This is a genomic window from Cyanobium sp. Candia 9D4, from assembly GCF_024346155.1.
Classification (GTDB): Bacteria; Cyanobacteriota; Cyanobacteriia; order PCC-6307; family Cyanobiaceae; genus Cyanobium; species Cyanobium minutissimum.
Window position 1 is genome coordinate 399947 of sequence record NZ_JAGQCK010000001.1, and the last position, 15574, is coordinate 415520.

Genomic DNA, 15574 nt, shown 5'->3' on the forward strand with positions numbered 1-15574 from the left:
GAAAAAGTGGAAGAGGGAGTGGTCAGTCGAGGGAGGTGAGGCTCTGCAGCAGCTCGGCTTGGGTGATCAGAAGCTGCTCGCGAAAGGCCAGCAGGGCAGTCCTGCTGCCACCCAGCCCCTGGGCAATGGCTGCGGCCACCTGATCGCGCTGACTCCAGAGAGCCTCATCAAACTGCTGGCCGAGCTGAGCCCTGGGAATCCGGAGACTTTCCAGGAGCTTGTCCTTCAGAGCCCTCTGGGCCTCCCTGCGCCGTTGTTCACCGCCGGGGATGAGCCAATCCATCAGCATCGGCGCGAAGCCTGCCAGCAGACTCCCCAGCCAGGCAAATGGCTGAATCGGGCTTGGGATAAACATGAAGACGGCCATGAATCCCGACAAAATCTTGAATCCCAATTTGACGTTGCTGCGCAGAGCTTCTTCGAAGCCGATGTCCAGATCAAACTCCAGGCGGCTGCGGAGTGTTGCCGCGCCCACCTGAAACTGCAACCTGTCACGGATGTCGTTCTGAAGGGCGTCCAAGCGCATGGCCAGTTCCTCCTTGAGCCAGGCCGCCAGATCATCAACCCTGCTGGCAAGGCCGAAACGATCAAGCTCTGCTTTCCAGCGGCGCTCGATCTCCTTGCCGTTGCGGCGGTAGTTATCGGCACTGAAGCTCGTGGCGCATACGTCGAGCGCCTGGAAGATGGCTTCGATGCGGTTGCGCACCTCACGCTGCAGGTCGGCGAAGATCTCCTGCACCTGCTTGGCCGTGCTGTTCTGGGTTTCCAGGAACACTCGGGCCTGGTTCGCGAGGGACGTTTCCAGCGTTCCCAGGTCGTGGGCAATGCGTTCCAACTCCTGGCGCGGGTTGGCGCGAAGGGTTCGGCGCCGTAGCTCCGGTGCTTGTTGGGTGATTAACCCATCGAGGTGTTCGAGCACCTGATCGAGACGGCTGAGCTCGCGCCAGCTCTCCGCTTCGATGGGGTCTGCGGATTGCTTGGCCTTGAAGGCCGCCTTGGCGTGGATGGGAAGGATCGGAACCCTGGCGGCCTCTTCTTCCCCGATGGCCAAGGCGAGATCCCGCCGGATGGCGGCGATGTTGCCGCTGATCGATTGCTGACCTTCCTTGGCGAACTTGGCCTCCAGGCGGCTGCGCAGCCGATCGATTCCCCCCTGAAGGCCCACCTTCACGTTGAGCAGCACGAGAAACGCCTTGCCGCGTCGATGGAGCTGCTGCATCAGCTCCCTGGTGCACGGCACGGTGGAATCACTGTCGATCACGAAGCAGACGAGATCGGTTTCGGGGAAGATGGCGCGGGCCACCTCCGTATCGCGGAGGGCGGCTTGCTCGAAGTTTTCACCCTGCCCGCCAGCTGCACCGATGCCGGGGGTGTCGATCAGCCGGAGGCCATGGAAGTTGTAGGCGCGGTTGTAGCGGGTGAAGCCCTGCTGTCCATTGCCAATGGCTCCCTGATCCCGGCCCGTGAGGGAGGCGATCAGGGTGCTCTTGCCTGCCATGGTGCGGCCGATGGCGGCCATGCAGAACTGTCTGAGGCTGCGCTGCTTGGCGAGAAGGTCGTTGCGGAGGCCGTCGAGATCCTGCTGAACGATGCGCTCCAGGCGCTCCCGCACCGTGATGAGCAAGGCTTCGAGTTGCTCCTGGCTGTCTTTCGGCAGCTCAGAGGCCAGGAGAGTGCTGGTGATGCCCGCGAAACCCTCCTGCAGCGATTGCAGGGATTGCGCGGCGCTCTCCAGGGTTGTCTGGGTCTGGGGCATCAGCTTGGCGGTGAGCTGGCGCATCTGCTCCAGACTGGATCTGTAGGCACCGTGATTGAACAGGGTCTGGCGGCGCCAGAGTTTCACCCGCTGCCCCTGGCCAGCCTTGGCCGTGACGGCATCCACGGCGGCCACGCCGATGGTCCGCTCGGCAAATCGAAGCAGCCGCACCCGCGTCCTGGGTGGCGGCTTGGGCTGGTTGAGCTGGTCCCGTAGCGCTGTTGTTCGTTGGCGGGCTTCGCTCAGCCGGGTGGCCACTGAGGGGGGGAGCCGCTGTAGGCCTTGGGCCAGGCGGGCAAGCACCTGCTCTTCGCGTGGATCGGTGTGGTCGTCGATGGCGGCAAGGTCGGCCAACAGACACAGCAGGGATTCCTGCTCATCGCTTGTGAGGCGCCGGAGGGCCTGGATGTCTACGGTGGGATCGTCGTGGGCCGTCATCAACCGAGCGCTGAAGTCCTCGGGGTCGAGTTCGCGCCGCTGTTGGTAGCTGTGGAACCAAGGGTGCTCTGTGAGCACTTCAAGCTCATGGACATCGACCAGCTGATCGGCGAACACCATCTCGGCGATGGCTTCCTGTACTGGGTCTGTCATGGGATCAATCCTCCTTGGCGGCCAGGCCAGGGATCGGCGCCAGCACGTCCTGGAGCTTGAGGTAGTTCACCTTGACGCCGTCATCGAGATCGAGCTCGATGCGTTGTTGGGCCAGGGGCAGCAGAGAATCCTGTTCCCAGGCCTGGCATTCTTTCAGCACCTTGGCGATCTTCTCGGCTTCCTTGCGGGCGGCGGTGCGGTCGCGGGTGGGCAGGGCGTCGTTGAGCTGATCGAGGCCGAGCTGGGCCAGGCGGGCTTCCAGTTTCTGCAGGTAGGGACGGAAGTAGTTATTGAGAACGAGATTGAGTGTGTCTTTGGTGTAGCGGTGCAGGTAGATCAGACATGAAAAACCTTTCTTGGGGCTCTGCACCAGCCAGTAGATCGGGCGTTTTTTGTAGGTTTGCAGGTGATCTTTGTAGAACTCGGTGCAGAAGTATTTGCGGATGTCCTTACCGAGGGACTCCTCGATGAAGCGCAGGTTTTCGGCGAGGCTGCTCTCGGGGAAGGTAACGGCCAGAAACTCACGGGTGCGGGCAACGATGTCATCTTCAAACCACTCGCCATCGAGCACGGGGAGGATGCCGTCGGGGTCGGGATTGAACTGGACTTCGCTGAGGGGCTTGACGACTTTTTCTTCGTAGGCGGCGAGTTGTTCAGATTGGCTGGAGCGTGAGTCGGCCAGGATCAAGCCAGGCTGATCGAGGCTGTAGCGGCCCATTATGCAGCCGGTGGCGTAGGAGAGAAAGGCCGCCACATCCTTGCGCTGATCGGCGCGGGCGAGAGTGATCTGATCCTCAGGTACTTCGGGCTGCAACTCGCCCTCCAGGCCATAGGCAGCAATGAAGAGCCGATTATTCTCCGTCTCAAGATCCTGCATCAGGCGAATAGCGGCTGTACTCCGCGCCTGCCAATTCAGCCAGCTGGTCTCCAACGTGGCGCGATTCACCCGTGAATCTAACAGTGGGTGGGCGCGGAATCCGTGTGAAGTCTCAAAGTTATCCCAGTCGCCCTGCGCAAGCTCGACACATTTTTCAACGATCTTTGAGACATTAGGCAAATTATCTGCGATGGGCAAGGCTTTTACGTCGATAAGCTGTACATGAAGCGTTGGATTCAGCAAAGGTAGCACTGATCTGGCGTATGCCGAATTCAGCAACCCAAGCAACTCCATTCGGTTTCGTTCGGCTGAGACGAAAATCGTCAGCCCGGTAGCGTCAAACGTTGTATTCGGTGGCAGAGATCGAAATGCGGTGCCTGCCGAGGTGACGTCTGTCCAAGTGATCCCTTCGCGGTACCAGAGATCTTCTGGAATAATCCTCGCCACGTGGTTGACTTTATAAAATCTCCTGGCCTCCTCGGACCAGTCGACAACGTGATCAAGATTTCCTGACCACTTTCTGAACGATCCTCCCTTGGCGTAGGCCAACCACTTTTGGCCAATGCCAACCTGTGAACTATTTACTTCCCAACAGAAGCGAACAAATCTTTCGTTATCCGATGTAACGTTCTTGCCTTCGCCATCGGTAAAGCATCTGAGCTTTGCGTATCTAAATGTGGACAGGATGGCCGGGCTTATCCAGTAAGCAATTGGGGCTCCCGGAATTTCAGACAATGCCAGAGTGGTGACCTGATAGCCAGGATACTCTGCCTCATTGGCAAAATTATTCTTGATGGCGATATTGTCCTGAACCTCGCCTTGCTTGAGAAAAAGTCTTCTGTAGACTCCGGCAAATGACTGATCGCCACTCCGCAGCAGCACAAAAGCGCAGCTCCCGAAATCAGCTCCCCACAAACCTCTGCCGTTATGCAAGAGATTCATTATGGAGCTCTCTCGGAGCAGCTTTGCTCGTAGCTTCGAAAAAGTGCTAAGGAACATCCAATTGGGAATAGTGATCATCCCAACCTTTCCTGTCTCATTTGCGAACAGAAGATTTCTGGCAATAAAGCAGCTATACAAGTCTGCCGCTGCTTCTGAATATTCTTTTTTGGCGAATAGCTTCAAGGACTCGTTAAAGTACTTGTTTCCCATGTAAGGGGGATTCGCGACAACCACGTCGTAGCGACGAGCCAAGATCGCCGCCAGTCGCGCCATCACTTCAAGTTGGTGGGGGTCATCCGCAGTAAACAGATCATGGCTCGTTTGCTCCGCCAGGCGGCTCAGCGCCGGTAGTTTTTTGGCAAGAATTCTTGGTACCTGGATCAGCGAGCCAAACGTGGTGGCATGGGCAAACAGCTCCACCAACATCCGCAGATCGGCTCGGCTGACGCCCGCTGCAGGCAGATCCATGCTCTCCGCTAACCGTTCCACGTTCAGCCCCGTACTGTCCTGCAGCGCCATCACGTTCAGCTGGATTCCCCGATCCAGCAGCCGCCGATCGTCCTCGCGGCCCTTCATGAGCAGCGAAAACACCGAGAGCTGTGCGGCCCTGGGGCAGATGTCGAGCCCGTAAAGGTTCTTGGTGAGGATCAGCTCAGGAATGTCGCGCTGCCGATAGCCCCGCTCCAGGTAGATCGCTTTCAGAAGGTCGTAGGCCTCCACCAGGATGTGGCCCGAGCCGCAGGCCGGATCGATCAGAGTGAGTTCTTCTGGATTGAGGCTCTCTGGTGTGATCGCCGCCAGCTGCGCCTGTACCTCAGGAGTCTGCTCTGCAGGCTCGATGTAGAACTCCATCTGGCCCTTGAGCGGGCTGTTTGGATAGGTGGCCAACCAGGTGGCGCCGAGGGAGTTCTGCACCATGTACTTCACGATCCAGTTCGGCGTGAAGAGCTGGGTAGCAGCTGGGATATCTTCGCTTTTGACAACCTTGCCGATCACCTGATCCTTCTTCTCGGAGATGTAGAACTGGTACAGCCAGCCGATGATCTCCACGTCTGCGCAGTCTTCGTCGCTGATCGCACTGCGGAATCCACCAGCGATCGAGCCTTCGCTAAGCAGGTCGTCAGGCAACAGCAACTCACTGGCGTCATCCAGTCCTTCGAACAGTTCAGGAAGCAGCTGGTGATAGGAGCGGCAACTGGCCAGCACCAGCTCCCGATACACCTCCCCCTGCGGATCTGCCCCGGCAACCGCTGGCGGGATCTGGCCATCAAGCAACCTATGCAGGCGTGCTTCGTTGGTGTGGGCCTTGAGCTCCGCGGGCAGGCTGCCGGCTCGCATCAACTTCAGCAGTTCCGGCTGGGTTTCGCCCTCAACAGCCGGCATCAACACCCTGCATCCGAAGGGGTGCCAGCCCTTGGCGTCCAGATAGCGCAGGGCACACAGTCGGTTGAACCAGGTGTATGCCACCTTCTCCTGCAGCTGCTCGCGGTTCTCCCCCTCCTGTTCACGCAGCTCAGCGATCTGCTTGGCGTAGGTGCTGAGAGTGTCGGGCGTCTGGCTGTTGAGCAGCAGATCCAGCTTGCGGCCCACCGCCTCCAGCAGCTGCCGCCGCATTGCCGGAGCAAAGGTCTTCAGGGCAGCGGTGTTGACGGGCATGGCGGTGGGATTGGGTGGAACCAGTCGGGACGGGGTCAGGCAGCTGGCTGCGCCGTCAAGGGCCGGCGCCTGAGTTGGTTGGCAGCAGTTCTGCCGTGAGATCGATCAGGGACTGCGGCAGGTAACCGGCTTCTGCAATGGCCTGGCGGGCCTCGGGCGATAGCGAGGGGGCGATGGCCACCTTCTCCACCTGCCAGGCCTCAAACCGCGGGAAGGCCTTGAGGAAGCGGGCCACATGGCCATCGAAGTTGGCCAGATCCTTCACCAGCGCCAGCTCCGATCGCTTGCAGCTGCCCAGCCGCAGCCGCTGCGAGGGTTCATCGAGGGCCACCAGGTCGATCTCGGTGTCGCGGCTGTCCCACCATCCCTGGGTGCGCGAGCTGAGCGGGAAATCCCCAAGGCCGAGCCGGCTGCGTTCCTCATACAGCTGTCCCACCAGCCGCTCCAGGGCATCCTGCCAGCTGCGCAGGAAGTTGTCGCGGATGGTGTAGTGCCCCTTGCGAGCCTTGGGCTTGGCGAACACTGGCAGGCGCTTCTCCACCATCTCGTAGCGCTCTTCCAACGTCTTGAGGTAGCCGCCCACCTGGCTGCCGATCTCGGGGGCGACCGAATCGGCATTGGCCTGCAGCTCGGCATGGGTGCAGCCCGGATGGCGGGCCACGTACTTGAGCACCAGGTCGTAACGCCCACGGAATTCGCGCAGGAACCAGTTGTCGGCCTCGGTGCGTAGCGGGGAACTGCTGCTGAAGAACATCCGCTCCAGCAGAGAGGCGATGTCGAGGTGGGCGAGGCTGATCGTGTCGGTGAGGCGTTGGTAGAGAGGGGCACTGCGGTCCTCCAGCAACGCCTGCATCCCGGTGTGCAGGGAGCCGAGCACCTGAGGCAGCTCCGCCCGCTTGCGCCTCCTGCCGTAAATGCCCCACCTGGCCATCGCGCTCATAACTTAATTGCGCTTAAGTTGGTAGGCTGGTTCAGTCGTGGCCTGGGTTCTGGGGCCATCACAGGCTGATCTGGTGCCCCGGCTCCCAGGCCTTCAGCCCACGTGCGAGCTGGCTCAACGGCAACGCCAGTAAGATTCTTACCAGTGCTGCTTACCGTTCTGGTCATGCGGATCACCAGCAAGGGGCAAGTCACCATTCCCTTGGGGATCCGCGAGCAGTGCGGCCTCTTGCCCCACACCAGGGTGCGCTTCGTGGTGGAAGGCGGCCGGGTGGTGATCGAAAAGGAGGCCCAGGAGACCTCACCCGGCAGTGAAGGGGTGCAGCGCCTCAGGCGGGCCCGGCTGCGCACTCGACTCAGCACCGATGAACTGCTCGCCCTCACCCGCGGGGAAGAGCAGCCCTGATGGTGTTCGTGGATTCCAATGTGATCCTCGATGTGATCACGGCGGACCCCCGCTGGCTGGCTTGGAGCGAGGAGCAACTCCACCGCTGGCTGGACGTCGGACCGGTACTGATCAATCCGATCGTCTACGCCGAGATCGCCTTCGCCTGCGACACGATCGAGGCCGTGGACGACCTCCTGCCCGCCCATCTCTACGACTACCGCCCCATACCCCGTGAGGCCGCCTTCCTGGCCGCTCGCGCCCACGCCGACTACCGGGCCCGTGGCGGTTCCCGGCAGACCGTGCTGGCGGATTTCCTGATCGGCGCTCATGCCCTGGTGGAGCGCGTTCCCCTGCTCACCCGCGATCGTCGCCGCTACATCCAGGCCTTCCCCGGCCTGAAGCTGACCACACCCTCGACCGGCTGAGCGATTCACAGGCTGATCCGGTGCCCCTGATCCAGCTCGGCTTGGGCGGCTGCGCGCATAGCCTCCAACCACTGCCCCAGCTCCGCCTCGTTCGTGATCTGGCTCAGGAGGCAGTTCACCCTCAGGGCTGAGGCCGCCACCACCGTGATCGGCGCTGCCGTTGATGTGTCCGCCGGGGCTGCCAGCGCCGCCATCCGTTGCAGCTGCTTGGGCACCTCCTCAGCTCGGTAGCGGTTCACCCGCAGCAAGGCTCTTCCGGGCTGGCTCGCAGCCGCCACATCGCTTTTGGCAGCTGCCGTTGCTGCCAGCACCTGATCCTGTTGGCTCGTGTCGAGCTTCTGGAAGTCGGCCGTGGCCTTCAGCCGGCCTTCCTGCTCGCTGATCTGCTCCAGTGCCTTGGCTTTGGCTTCGGCCAGCCGCTCAGCCAGCTGCCGTTGCAGCTCGACTATCGCGCTTTTGGCCTGGGGGATCAGGCCGCCGGCGTAGGGCTTGTCGCTCTCCAGCAGCATCCGCAGCGGTGCCACCTGTTCGGCCGGCAGGTCGGCGAACTCATCGCCGTAGCGGAGTTCAAACGCCCGCACCTCGTCGTACACCGCTTTTTGGTTGCCATTGAGGAACTGTTTCAGGGGAGTGAGCAGGTCTTCCTCGGCATCCAGCCAGCTGTTCTTGAAGGTGCCCAGCTGGTTGAGGAGGTAGCCGTCGTCCTTCCTGGCCATCGCCTCGGCCTGCTCGGCCCAGGGCTTCACCGCTGCCAGGAAGGGATAGCTGGCGGCCTGGGCTGCGATCTCGCGCAGGTCCTGGGCCTCCTCACGCATGGCCATCCGGAAGGCTTCGCAGGTGCTGCGGGCATCGGTGCCGATGCTCTGCACGTTGAACAGCTCCTGGTGGAAGCGCTTCAGCGCATTCACCGTGCTCGTATCGAACTGCTCCTGCTTGCGCACGCTCACACCCCCCAGCCGGCGGCTGTTGGTGAGCGCTTCGATCACCTCCACGCTGCTGAGCAGCTCCTTCTCCCGCAGCTCCAGCTTCCCGAGCCGGTACAGCCGGGCGATGAAGGTGAGCGTGGCCCAGTTGCTCCAGCCATAGGGCCGCGCCTCAAACTTGCGCACCAGCTCTTCTGCACTGAGCCGCTCGCCCAGCTTCTGTTGTCGCTCCACATCCACCAGCACTTCCTGCTCCGCTTCCGAGAGCTGGATCGCCGATCCCTCCAAGAGGTCGTCCTGCTCCCTCACCACCTGGGCCACGGTGGCTTCGCTGAAGTTGCCGCGAGTCATCTTCAGCTTGGGGAAGGCCGAGCGGATCAGCTCCTGGTAGGCCTTGCTGAAACGGGTCTTGGGGTCGCCTTCGCCCACTGAAAGGGTCTGGCCGTTCACAACCAAGGGGGCGGTGCGCAGGAGCTCCTCGGCTTGGCGGGTGATCTCCTGGCGCCGGGCACTGTTCTGCTTGGCGCGCACCGCCAGGATCGCGTTCAGCGCTTCGTCTTCGCTGCCGCTGTTCTGGCGGATGTAGAGGTCGGTCTTGAGGTGGCTGCGGATCTGATCGAGCAGCCGGTCCTTCGCCGGCAGGATCGCCATCAGCTCGGTGCCGCCCATGTTGCGGCTGTGGAGGATCCCCTCACTGCCGTAGTTGGGGTGCTCCGGCGTCACCAGGTTCACCACCACGTCGCTCTCCTTGCCCTTGATCAGGCCGTCATCGATCTTCTGGGAGAAGGGGTAGTCGTTGCCGTTGTCTTCGAAGCGGATCTTGTTGCTGCGCAACACGTCGTCGAACACCACACCGTGCAGGGTCTTGACCACCACCGAATCCGACACCTCCACCCGCTTGATCTCCTGCTCCACATCCTTTTCCTTGTCGGTGAGGAACTCGTACACCTCGCCGCTGCGCTGCAGATAGCTCTGGCTCTCCAGGTTGATCAGGGCCTCCTTCACTGCCTGCTCATGGGCCCGGATGTCGAAGTTGGGCTCATTGATCAGCAGGATGGCGATATTGCGCGCTGTGCTCTTGAACTGGGGCACCCACTTGAGCAGGAACAGGGCCTTGAGGATGCGCAGCTCCAGCTCCCCCAGCTGGTTCTGGGCCGTCACCATCGTCTGCTGCTTGTCGGCCCGGATCACGTCACGGATACCGTCGTACAGCTGATCGAAACTGGCCAGGCGGCCCACCGGCAGCTCCTTGATCGCCTTGGCCACCTCCTGGAACACCGAGAGCATCGAGCGCTCGCCCACGGCCATGTTGCGGCCCTCAAAGATGCTGTGGGTCGCCAGGCTCTGGATCGCCTGCTGGAACAGGCTCAGCTGATAGGGGTGGAAGGGGTACAGCCCGCAGAAGCCCTGGCAGTCCAGCCACCCTTTGAGCTGAATCGAGCCATCCCCGAAGCGGAACAGGGTGGTGAAGTTCTCCTTCTCCTGCTCGTAGATTCCGATCAGCTGTTCCGGCTCATCCGGCGTCTTGGCCAGCAGGCGCCGCTGGATCACCTCCTGGACATCGGCACTGGCCAGGGTCAGCTTGGTTTTAAAGCGGCCCTGAATCTTGCTCAGGTCGTCGGCCTGCTCAAACTTCACCTGGCCCAGGATTCCCTCCAGGTCGGCCTGGGAGGTGATGAACACCGTGGCCCGCCCATCGGTGGCGGTGGCCAGGCTCTCCACCACGGTCTGCAGGTTGAGCAGGCGGCTGCGCTCCTGGCCGATGAACTGACCCGCCTCATCCACGAAGAAGTTGAGCCGGAAGCCGGGGGGCTGGCTGTCGAGGTACTCCTTCACCCGGCCGGCGAAGCCCTCGATCGAGAGGCGGTAGCTGTCCTTGGCGTCATTGATCACCTTGATGGCGTCGTCTTCGCTGCCGCCGAACTGCTCGGCATAGGCCTTGGCGAAGCTGCGTTTGGTGACGGTGGCCACGGCGTCGCGGTCGTGGGTCCAGCTGCGGCCGTTCACCCGCTCGTAGGTCTGCTTGAAGTCCTCGAACTGGCCGCGCTTGTCCAGGTCGTGCTCGAACTGGGCCACGTAACCCTGGTTGCCGTAGTAGCCCTGCAGCTCGTTCAACACCTTCATGAACACCTCCAGAATCGGTGCCTCGTGGGTGCCGCCGATGCCATCGAACTTCTGATCGATGTTGAACAGCAGGCTGCGCGCAGGGATCGCCGCCGCCTTCTTGAGGTCGGCGCGGATGATCTCGTCCTCCACCTTCGGCAGCAGGATCTCCACCGGCCGGGTGTCCTGCGCGCCCACCCTCTTCTCGCTGTCGAGCATCAGCGAAAGCATCTTCAGCAGGTGCGACTTGCCCGAGCCAAAGAACCCCGAGATCCACACGCCATTGGCGGTGGGGTTGTGCAGGTAGGCGTCGGTGAAGGCCCCCAGCCCCTTGCTCACCTCCCGGGTCACCACGTACTCATCGAGTTCGATCTGGAGATGCCGCTCGTCGTCGGCCTTGATCACCCCGTCGATCGGGCGATCCACCGGTTTGGCGAAGAGCTCCTGGATGGTGTGGGCAGTCATGAGCTCTTGATGGCGAAGTAGGCGAGGTTGGTGGCGCGGTAATGCGGGTTTTCGATCTTGCTGGCCGTCGTGGTGCCAAACAGGCGCAGGTAGGAGCCGCCGTCGGCGTCCTGGGAGTACTCGCCGGGGAAGAAGATCACCACCGGGTGCCGCACCATCGCCGGCTGCAGGGCCTCAAGGATGGTGTGGGTGCGCAGGAACGGGTACACCCGCCCTGAGCCGGTGATCAGGCTGATCTGGGTGTCATCCCCCAGCGCCTCCATCAGCTTCGGCACCAGCGCCGATGTGGGCTCGGCCACGTTCTGCAGGGTGTCGAACAGGTCGCTCTTGCTCCAGCTGGCCTCCTCCTGCAGCACCACATCGAGGTAGCCCTTGGCCTCAAGAAGCTGCAGCACCAGCTCAAAAAGATCCACGTGCTTCACCCGCAGCCCCTGCTTACGCAGAAACTGCTCGGCGCCCTTCACCACCACGCGCAGCTGGTCTTCGTCAGCCGGGCTGTAGGTCTGAATGAAGATCGGCACCTCCTTGGCCACCCCCCGCATCTCCAGGAACTCGGGGCGAGTGAGCACCTGCTGCAGGCGTTTATCGAGACCGGTGACGCTGCTGTTCATGCCGTTATCCGTTGCGCACGGCGTACCGGCTTGGCTGCCGGTTTGACCGTCGGCGCTGGACTGAGCAGAAAGCCACCCAGTAGCGCCGGGCCTTCCTGCTCCACCAGCCCATGGGCCTTCGGTGAGAGCTGGGGACGCTGCACCGTGCCGAGCGTTCCTCCCTTGCCGGCTTTCCCTGCCAACAGGCCTGCATCACGCAGCATGTGCAGGAGGGTGGAGCGGATCTTCTGCTGGGAGGAAGGAGACAGAGCTGCCACCTCGGGGTGTGCACGTTCGCAGGCCTCGTAGAAGCCGGCCATGTCGGAGCGACGCAGAACTGGATCGAGGCTGCTGAGCTTCTTTGCCAGGACTTCGTGGGTCAGGTCGAGTGCGATCGTGATCCGCTTGAGCACGGCCAGCCAGGCCATGGCGTTGCGCTCATCGCTGCTGCCCCGCGCCAGCAGCTCGAGTTGAGATGGGTTGAGCTGTTGCAACCGCTGCCGCAGTTCGGACTCCAGCCGCTTGGCCGTGCTGGCCGAACGCGCCTGGAGGGCATTCCGCTCCAGCACAACCGCCTTGGTCTTGCGCCAGTCCCCCTGCTCTAGGTGAACCTGGGCGATCAGGCTGGCCAGTTCGGGCCTCAAGCTGGCGGCGGTGAAGCTGAGGCAGTAGCGGCTCGCCTGTTCGGCGGTGCGGGCCAAGGCGATCAGCATCAGGCTTCGACGCAATCCTGGCACCGGGATGGGGGGCTTGGGGGTCAAGGGGTGTGGCGCCCTGGGCTATCCATGGCCCGGAAGCTAGGGGTCCTGGCCACCTTCATGCCTCCCCCACGTGCGAAACAGCAGAGCGGGGTGAAGTCAATGCAGAGGCTGCAGGAAGCGATCGCGTCAACGAACCATCCGGGTGCCGCATCTCCCCACCCCTGCCACCCTGGGGCCTCCCGCCGGCCCGCCTTGATCCCTCCCCAGAAGCAGATGACCGGCATGCTCGGCCATCCGGTGGCCGAGAACCCGATCGATCGGATGTTCGATGCGGTGTATGCCCACCACGGGCTGTGCTGGCAGTTCTGGAAGAACGACATCGCCAACACTGCGGACCTGGCCCTGGCGGTGCGGGCCCTGGTGCCCCTGGGCTACAGCGGCATGGCCATCACCGTGCCCTACAAGGTGGCGGTGCTGCCCCTGCTCGATGAGGTCGATGACGACGTGCGGGCCATCGGCGCCGCCAACTACCTCACCATCGAGGCGGGCCGCCTGATCGGCCACAACAACGACGGCAAGGGGGTGGTGAAGGCGATCGAGAAGCTGGCGCCCCTGGCGGGCCGGCGGGTGGTGATGCTCGGGGCCGGCGGTGCCGGCCGGGCGATGGCGGTGGAGATGGCCTGGGCCGGCGCGGCCCACCTCACCCTGATCACCCGGCGGCAGGAGCAGGGCCAGGAGGTGGCCGACACCGTCACCCGCGCCTCCGGCGTGCCGGCGGTGTGGCAGCCCTGGCAGGGGGAGGTGGTGGTGCCGGCGGGCACCAACCTGCTGATGAACGCCACCCACCTGGGCTGCGCGCCGGAGCTGGAGCCCGTGCCCGTCCGCTGGGACACGGTGGATCCGGCCTGTGTGGTGGTGGATGTGATCACCAACCCTCGCATCACCCCCTTCCTGGCCACGGCCCGCAGCCACGGCTGCCCGGTGGTGGATGGCGTCGAGATGCTGGTGCAGCTGGCCAAGCAGATCTTCGAGCAGTGGACCGGCGTCACCCCAGAGGAGGAGGTGTTCCAGCGCGCCGTGTCCGAGGCCCTGGGGGAGTGAATCCGGCCGTGCCCGCCCTGTCGCCGGGGCGGACCTGAGGGCCCTTACGTTGTCCGCCGTTCCCTGTGACATCCCCATGACCCGGGTTGTGCCTGCCGCCGCCCTGCTTGCCCTCGGCCTCCTGGCCGGCTGCGGTCGCCCCGACGGCCGGGCCCTGCAGACGATCGCCTGCCAGCAGGTGGCCAGCACCATCGACCTCCAGTCGGTGGGCCAGATCGATGCCCTGCGCAAGGCCCTCGGCCTGGCACCGGGCGTCGATCCGATCGGCACCTGTCGCGAGCTCGGCGTCACCATGGAGCCCGCGGCCTCGGGGGCCAGCGGAGCCGGCGGCTCCGGGGGCGAGGCCGAAGAGGGCGAGGAGGCCGAGGGCGGCGAGTGAGCGTCCGGGGCGGCGCGTGAGCCCGGCTGGGCCCGCCCCGCCAGCGGCTCGTCGAGCAACTCCGCTGACGACCCTGGCGGGACACGAGAGCTAGGCCGCCTGCAGCACCCGCCAGCGGCCCCGCAGCACCTGCCGCAGCGCCGCCATCGCCTGCTCGTTCCGCTCAATCGCGGCGATCTCCGCGATGTCAGGTTCGCCACTCTCCGGCAACCAGCCCAGCCAGGGCAGGCCATCGCGGCGCCTTTCCGTGGGCTGCCAGTCGCCGCCCACCTGCACCAGCCCCGCCAGGGGCACCCGCCAGCGCTCCAGCAGGGCGGCGCCGGCCGCCGGCAGCCCCGTGTCCAGCTGCTCGCCGCGCACCACCAGCAGGCAGGGCTGGCGCCAGGCCCCGAGCGCCTCGGCCCAGCTGCCGCCCCGCTCCAGCGGCAGGCCGGGGTCGACGGACAGGGCCGCCAGCCACGGGCCCGTCGCCGCCCCCGTCAGGGCCGCCAGGCCGGCATCGGGGTCGCCGGCGCCGGCCAGCTGCCGCACGGCCACGCCCTCGGCGGCGGCCAGCCGCGCCGCCACCGCCGCCAGGCCCTCCAGCTCCTGCTGGCGCCCCAGGCCCACGAGCAGCAGGCCGCCCTTCGGCCCCGCGCCGAACCCTGAAACCGACATGGTTGTTTGCACTGTCTGGGCCGGCTCGCTTCTACCATCGTGCTGCGAAGCATCGCCGCCTGCGCCCTTGTCCACTTTCTCGACCGCTGAACGGGTGGAGCAGAGCGGGCACCCGCCCCTCACCAGCCATGACCCCCGGCGGCTGCGGCTGTTCTGCGGCAATGCCAACCCCGATCTGGCCCGGGAGATCGGCGCCTATCTCGGCGTTCCCGACGGCCCGCGGGTGATCAAGCGCTTCGCTGACGGCGAGGTCTACATCCAGATCCAGGAGTCGATCCGCGGCTGCGACGTCTTCCTGATCCAGCCCACCTGCGCTCCGGTGAACGATCACCTGATGGAGCTGATGATCATGGTGGACGCCTGCCGTCGGGCTTCGGCGCGCCAGATCACCGCCGTCATCCCCTACTACGGCTACGCCCGCGCCGACCGCAAGACCGCCGGCCGCGAATCGATCACCGCCAAGCTGGTGGCCAACCTGCTGGTCAAATCCGGCGTCGAGCGGGTGCTGGCCATGGACCTGCACTCCTCCCAGATCCAGGGCTACTTCGACATCCCCTGCGACCACATCTACGGCTCCCCCGTGCTGGTCGACTACCTCGCCACCCGCGATCTCGGTGAGGTGGTGGTGGTTTCCCCCGACGTGGGCGGCGTGGCCCGGGCCCGGGCCTTCGCTAAGCAGATGAAGGATGCGCCCCTGGCCATCATCGACAAGCGCCGCTCCGGCCACAACGTGGCCGAGAGCCTCACCGTGATCGGCGATGTGGCCGGCAAGACGGCGATCCTGATCGACGACATGATCGACACCGGCGGCACCATCTGCCAGGGAGCCCGGCTGCTGCGGGCCCGCGGCGCCGCCCGGGTGCTGGCCTGCGCCACCCATGCCGTGTTCTCCCCCCCGGCCATCGAGCGCCTTTCCGAGCCGGGCCTGTTCGAGGAGGTGGTGGTCACCAACAGCATCCCCCTGGGCCCGGATCTCCACTTCCCCCAGCTGCGGGTGCTGTCGGTGGCCAACATGCTCGGTGAAGCCATCTGGCGCATCCACCAGGAGAGCTCGGTCAGCTCGATGTTCCGCTGAGCGGCC

The 15574-nt window shown here is 64.1% G+C and carries 12 protein-coding genes; 5 read left to right on the plus strand and 7 right to left on the minus strand.

The features are described 5' to 3' along the window. Positions 1–22: 22 nt before the first annotated feature. The 3 genes from KBZ08_RS02030 to KBZ08_RS02040 are packed head-to-tail and all read right to left on the minus strand — an operon-like array spanning position 23 to position 6699. Positions 23–2347 carry a GTPase gene (locus KBZ08_RS02030; protein WP_254970964.1) on the minus strand — a complete coding sequence of 775 codons (2325 nt, stop codon included), beginning with the start codon at positions 2345–2347 and terminating at the stop codon, positions 23–25. 4 nt (positions 2348–2351) lie between these two features. Next, a complete protein-coding gene (gene pglX, locus KBZ08_RS02035; protein WP_254970966.1) occupies positions 2352–5822 on the minus strand; it encodes a BREX-1 system adenine-specific DNA-methyltransferase PglX in 3471 nt (1156 codons plus the stop codon). A gap of 55 nt (positions 5823–5877) precedes the next feature. Further along, positions 5878–6699, minus strand: coding sequence for a DUF234 domain-containing protein (locus tag KBZ08_RS02040; protein WP_254970967.1), 822 nt, complete (start codon positions 6697–6699; stop codon positions 5878–5880). A gap of 228 nt (positions 6700–6927) precedes the next feature. Here KBZ08_RS02040 and KBZ08_RS02045 point away from each other — a divergent pair, with 228 nt between their 5' ends. After that, on the plus strand, positions 6928–7167 hold the full coding sequence (locus KBZ08_RS02045; RefSeq protein ID WP_254970969.1) for an AbrB/MazE/SpoVT family DNA-binding domain-containing protein: 240 nt from the start codon (positions 6928–6930) through the stop codon (positions 7165–7167). After that, positions 7167–7574, plus strand: a complete 408-nt coding sequence (locus KBZ08_RS02050; protein WP_254970970.1) for a type II toxin-antitoxin system VapC family toxin — start codon at positions 7167–7169, stop codon at positions 7572–7574. The genes KBZ08_RS02045 and KBZ08_RS02050 overlap by 1 nt, the downstream gene beginning before the upstream one ends. 5 nt (positions 7575–7579) lie before the next feature. On the opposite strand, the gene brxC is transcribed toward KBZ08_RS02050, so the two are convergent. The 3 genes from brxC to KBZ08_RS02065 are packed head-to-tail and all read right to left on the minus strand — an operon-like array spanning position 7580 to position 12416. Beyond that, positions 7580–11065 carry a BREX system P-loop protein BrxC gene (gene brxC / locus KBZ08_RS02055; RefSeq protein ID WP_254970971.1) on the minus strand — a complete coding sequence of 1162 codons (3486 nt, stop codon included), beginning with the start codon at positions 11063–11065 and terminating at the stop codon, positions 7580–7582. After that, a complete protein-coding gene (locus KBZ08_RS02060) occupies positions 11062–11676 on the minus strand; it encodes a DUF1788 domain-containing protein (RefSeq protein ID WP_254970973.1) in 615 nt (204 codons plus the stop codon). The genes brxC and KBZ08_RS02060 overlap by 4 nt, the downstream gene beginning before the upstream one ends. Further along, positions 11673–12416, minus strand: a complete 744-nt coding sequence (locus KBZ08_RS02065) for a DUF1819 family protein (protein ID WP_254970976.1) — start codon at positions 12414–12416, stop codon at positions 11673–11675. Before KBZ08_RS02065 ends, KBZ08_RS02060 begins: the two co-directional genes overlap by 4 nt. A 192-nt stretch (positions 12417–12608) precedes the next feature. Here KBZ08_RS02065 and KBZ08_RS02070 point away from each other — a divergent pair, with 192 nt between their 5' ends. Together KBZ08_RS02070 and KBZ08_RS02075 are read left to right on the plus strand one after the other, a co-directional pair. Continuing rightward, positions 12609–13457: a shikimate dehydrogenase gene (locus KBZ08_RS02070; protein WP_254970978.1), complete on the plus strand. Its 849-nt coding sequence runs from the start codon at positions 12609–12611 to the stop codon at positions 13455–13457. A gap of 76 nt (positions 13458–13533) precedes the next feature. Then, complete coding sequence (locus KBZ08_RS02075; RefSeq protein ID WP_254970980.1) at positions 13534–13836, plus strand: hypothetical protein; 303 nt, start codon at positions 13534–13536, stop codon at positions 13834–13836. A 90-nt stretch (positions 13837–13926) separates the two neighbouring features. Here KBZ08_RS02075 and KBZ08_RS02080 read toward each other — a convergent pair whose 3' ends face one another. Next, positions 13927–14493 carry a hypothetical protein gene (locus KBZ08_RS02080; RefSeq protein WP_254970982.1) on the minus strand — a complete coding sequence of 189 codons (567 nt, stop codon included), beginning with the start codon at positions 14491–14493 and terminating at the stop codon, positions 13927–13929. Between the two features lie 67 nt (positions 14494–14560). Between KBZ08_RS02080 and KBZ08_RS02085 the strand changes: the two genes are divergently transcribed. After that, on the plus strand, positions 14561–15568 hold the full coding sequence (locus KBZ08_RS02085) for a ribose-phosphate pyrophosphokinase (protein WP_236550555.1): 1008 nt from the start codon (positions 14561–14563) through the stop codon (positions 15566–15568). Positions 15569–15574: the final 6 nt, after the last annotated feature.

Bases quoted from the DNA above. Each gene is read 5' to 3' on its own strand.
- brxC (WP_254970971.1), bottom strand. From the start codon at position 11,065: ATGACTGCCCACACCATCCAGGAGCTCTTCGCCAAACCGGTGGATCGC.
- KBZ08_RS02060 (WP_254970973.1), bottom strand. From the start codon at position 11,676: ATGAACAGCAGCGTCACCGGTCTCGATAAACGCCTGCAGCAGGTGCTC.
- KBZ08_RS02050 (WP_254970970.1), top strand. From the start codon at position 7,167: ATGGTGTTCGTGGATTCCAATGTGATCCTCGATGTGATCACGGCGGAC.
- pglX (WP_254970966.1), bottom strand. From the start codon at position 5,822: ATGCCCGTCAACACCGCTGCCCTGAAGACCTTTGCTCCGGCAATGCGG.
- KBZ08_RS02030 (WP_254970964.1), bottom strand. From the start codon at position 2,347: ATGACAGACCCAGTACAGGAAGCCATCGCCGAGATGGTGTTCGCCGAT.
- KBZ08_RS02075 (WP_254970980.1), top strand. From the start codon at position 13,534: ATGACCCGGGTTGTGCCTGCCGCCGCCCTGCTTGCCCTCGGCCTCCTG.
- KBZ08_RS02080 (WP_254970982.1), bottom strand. From the start codon at position 14,493: ATGTCGGTTTCAGGGTTCGGCGCGGGGCCGAAGGGCGGCCTGCTGCTC.
- KBZ08_RS02045 (WP_254970969.1), top strand. From the start codon at position 6,928: ATGCGGATCACCAGCAAGGGGCAAGTCACCATTCCCTTGGGGATCCGC.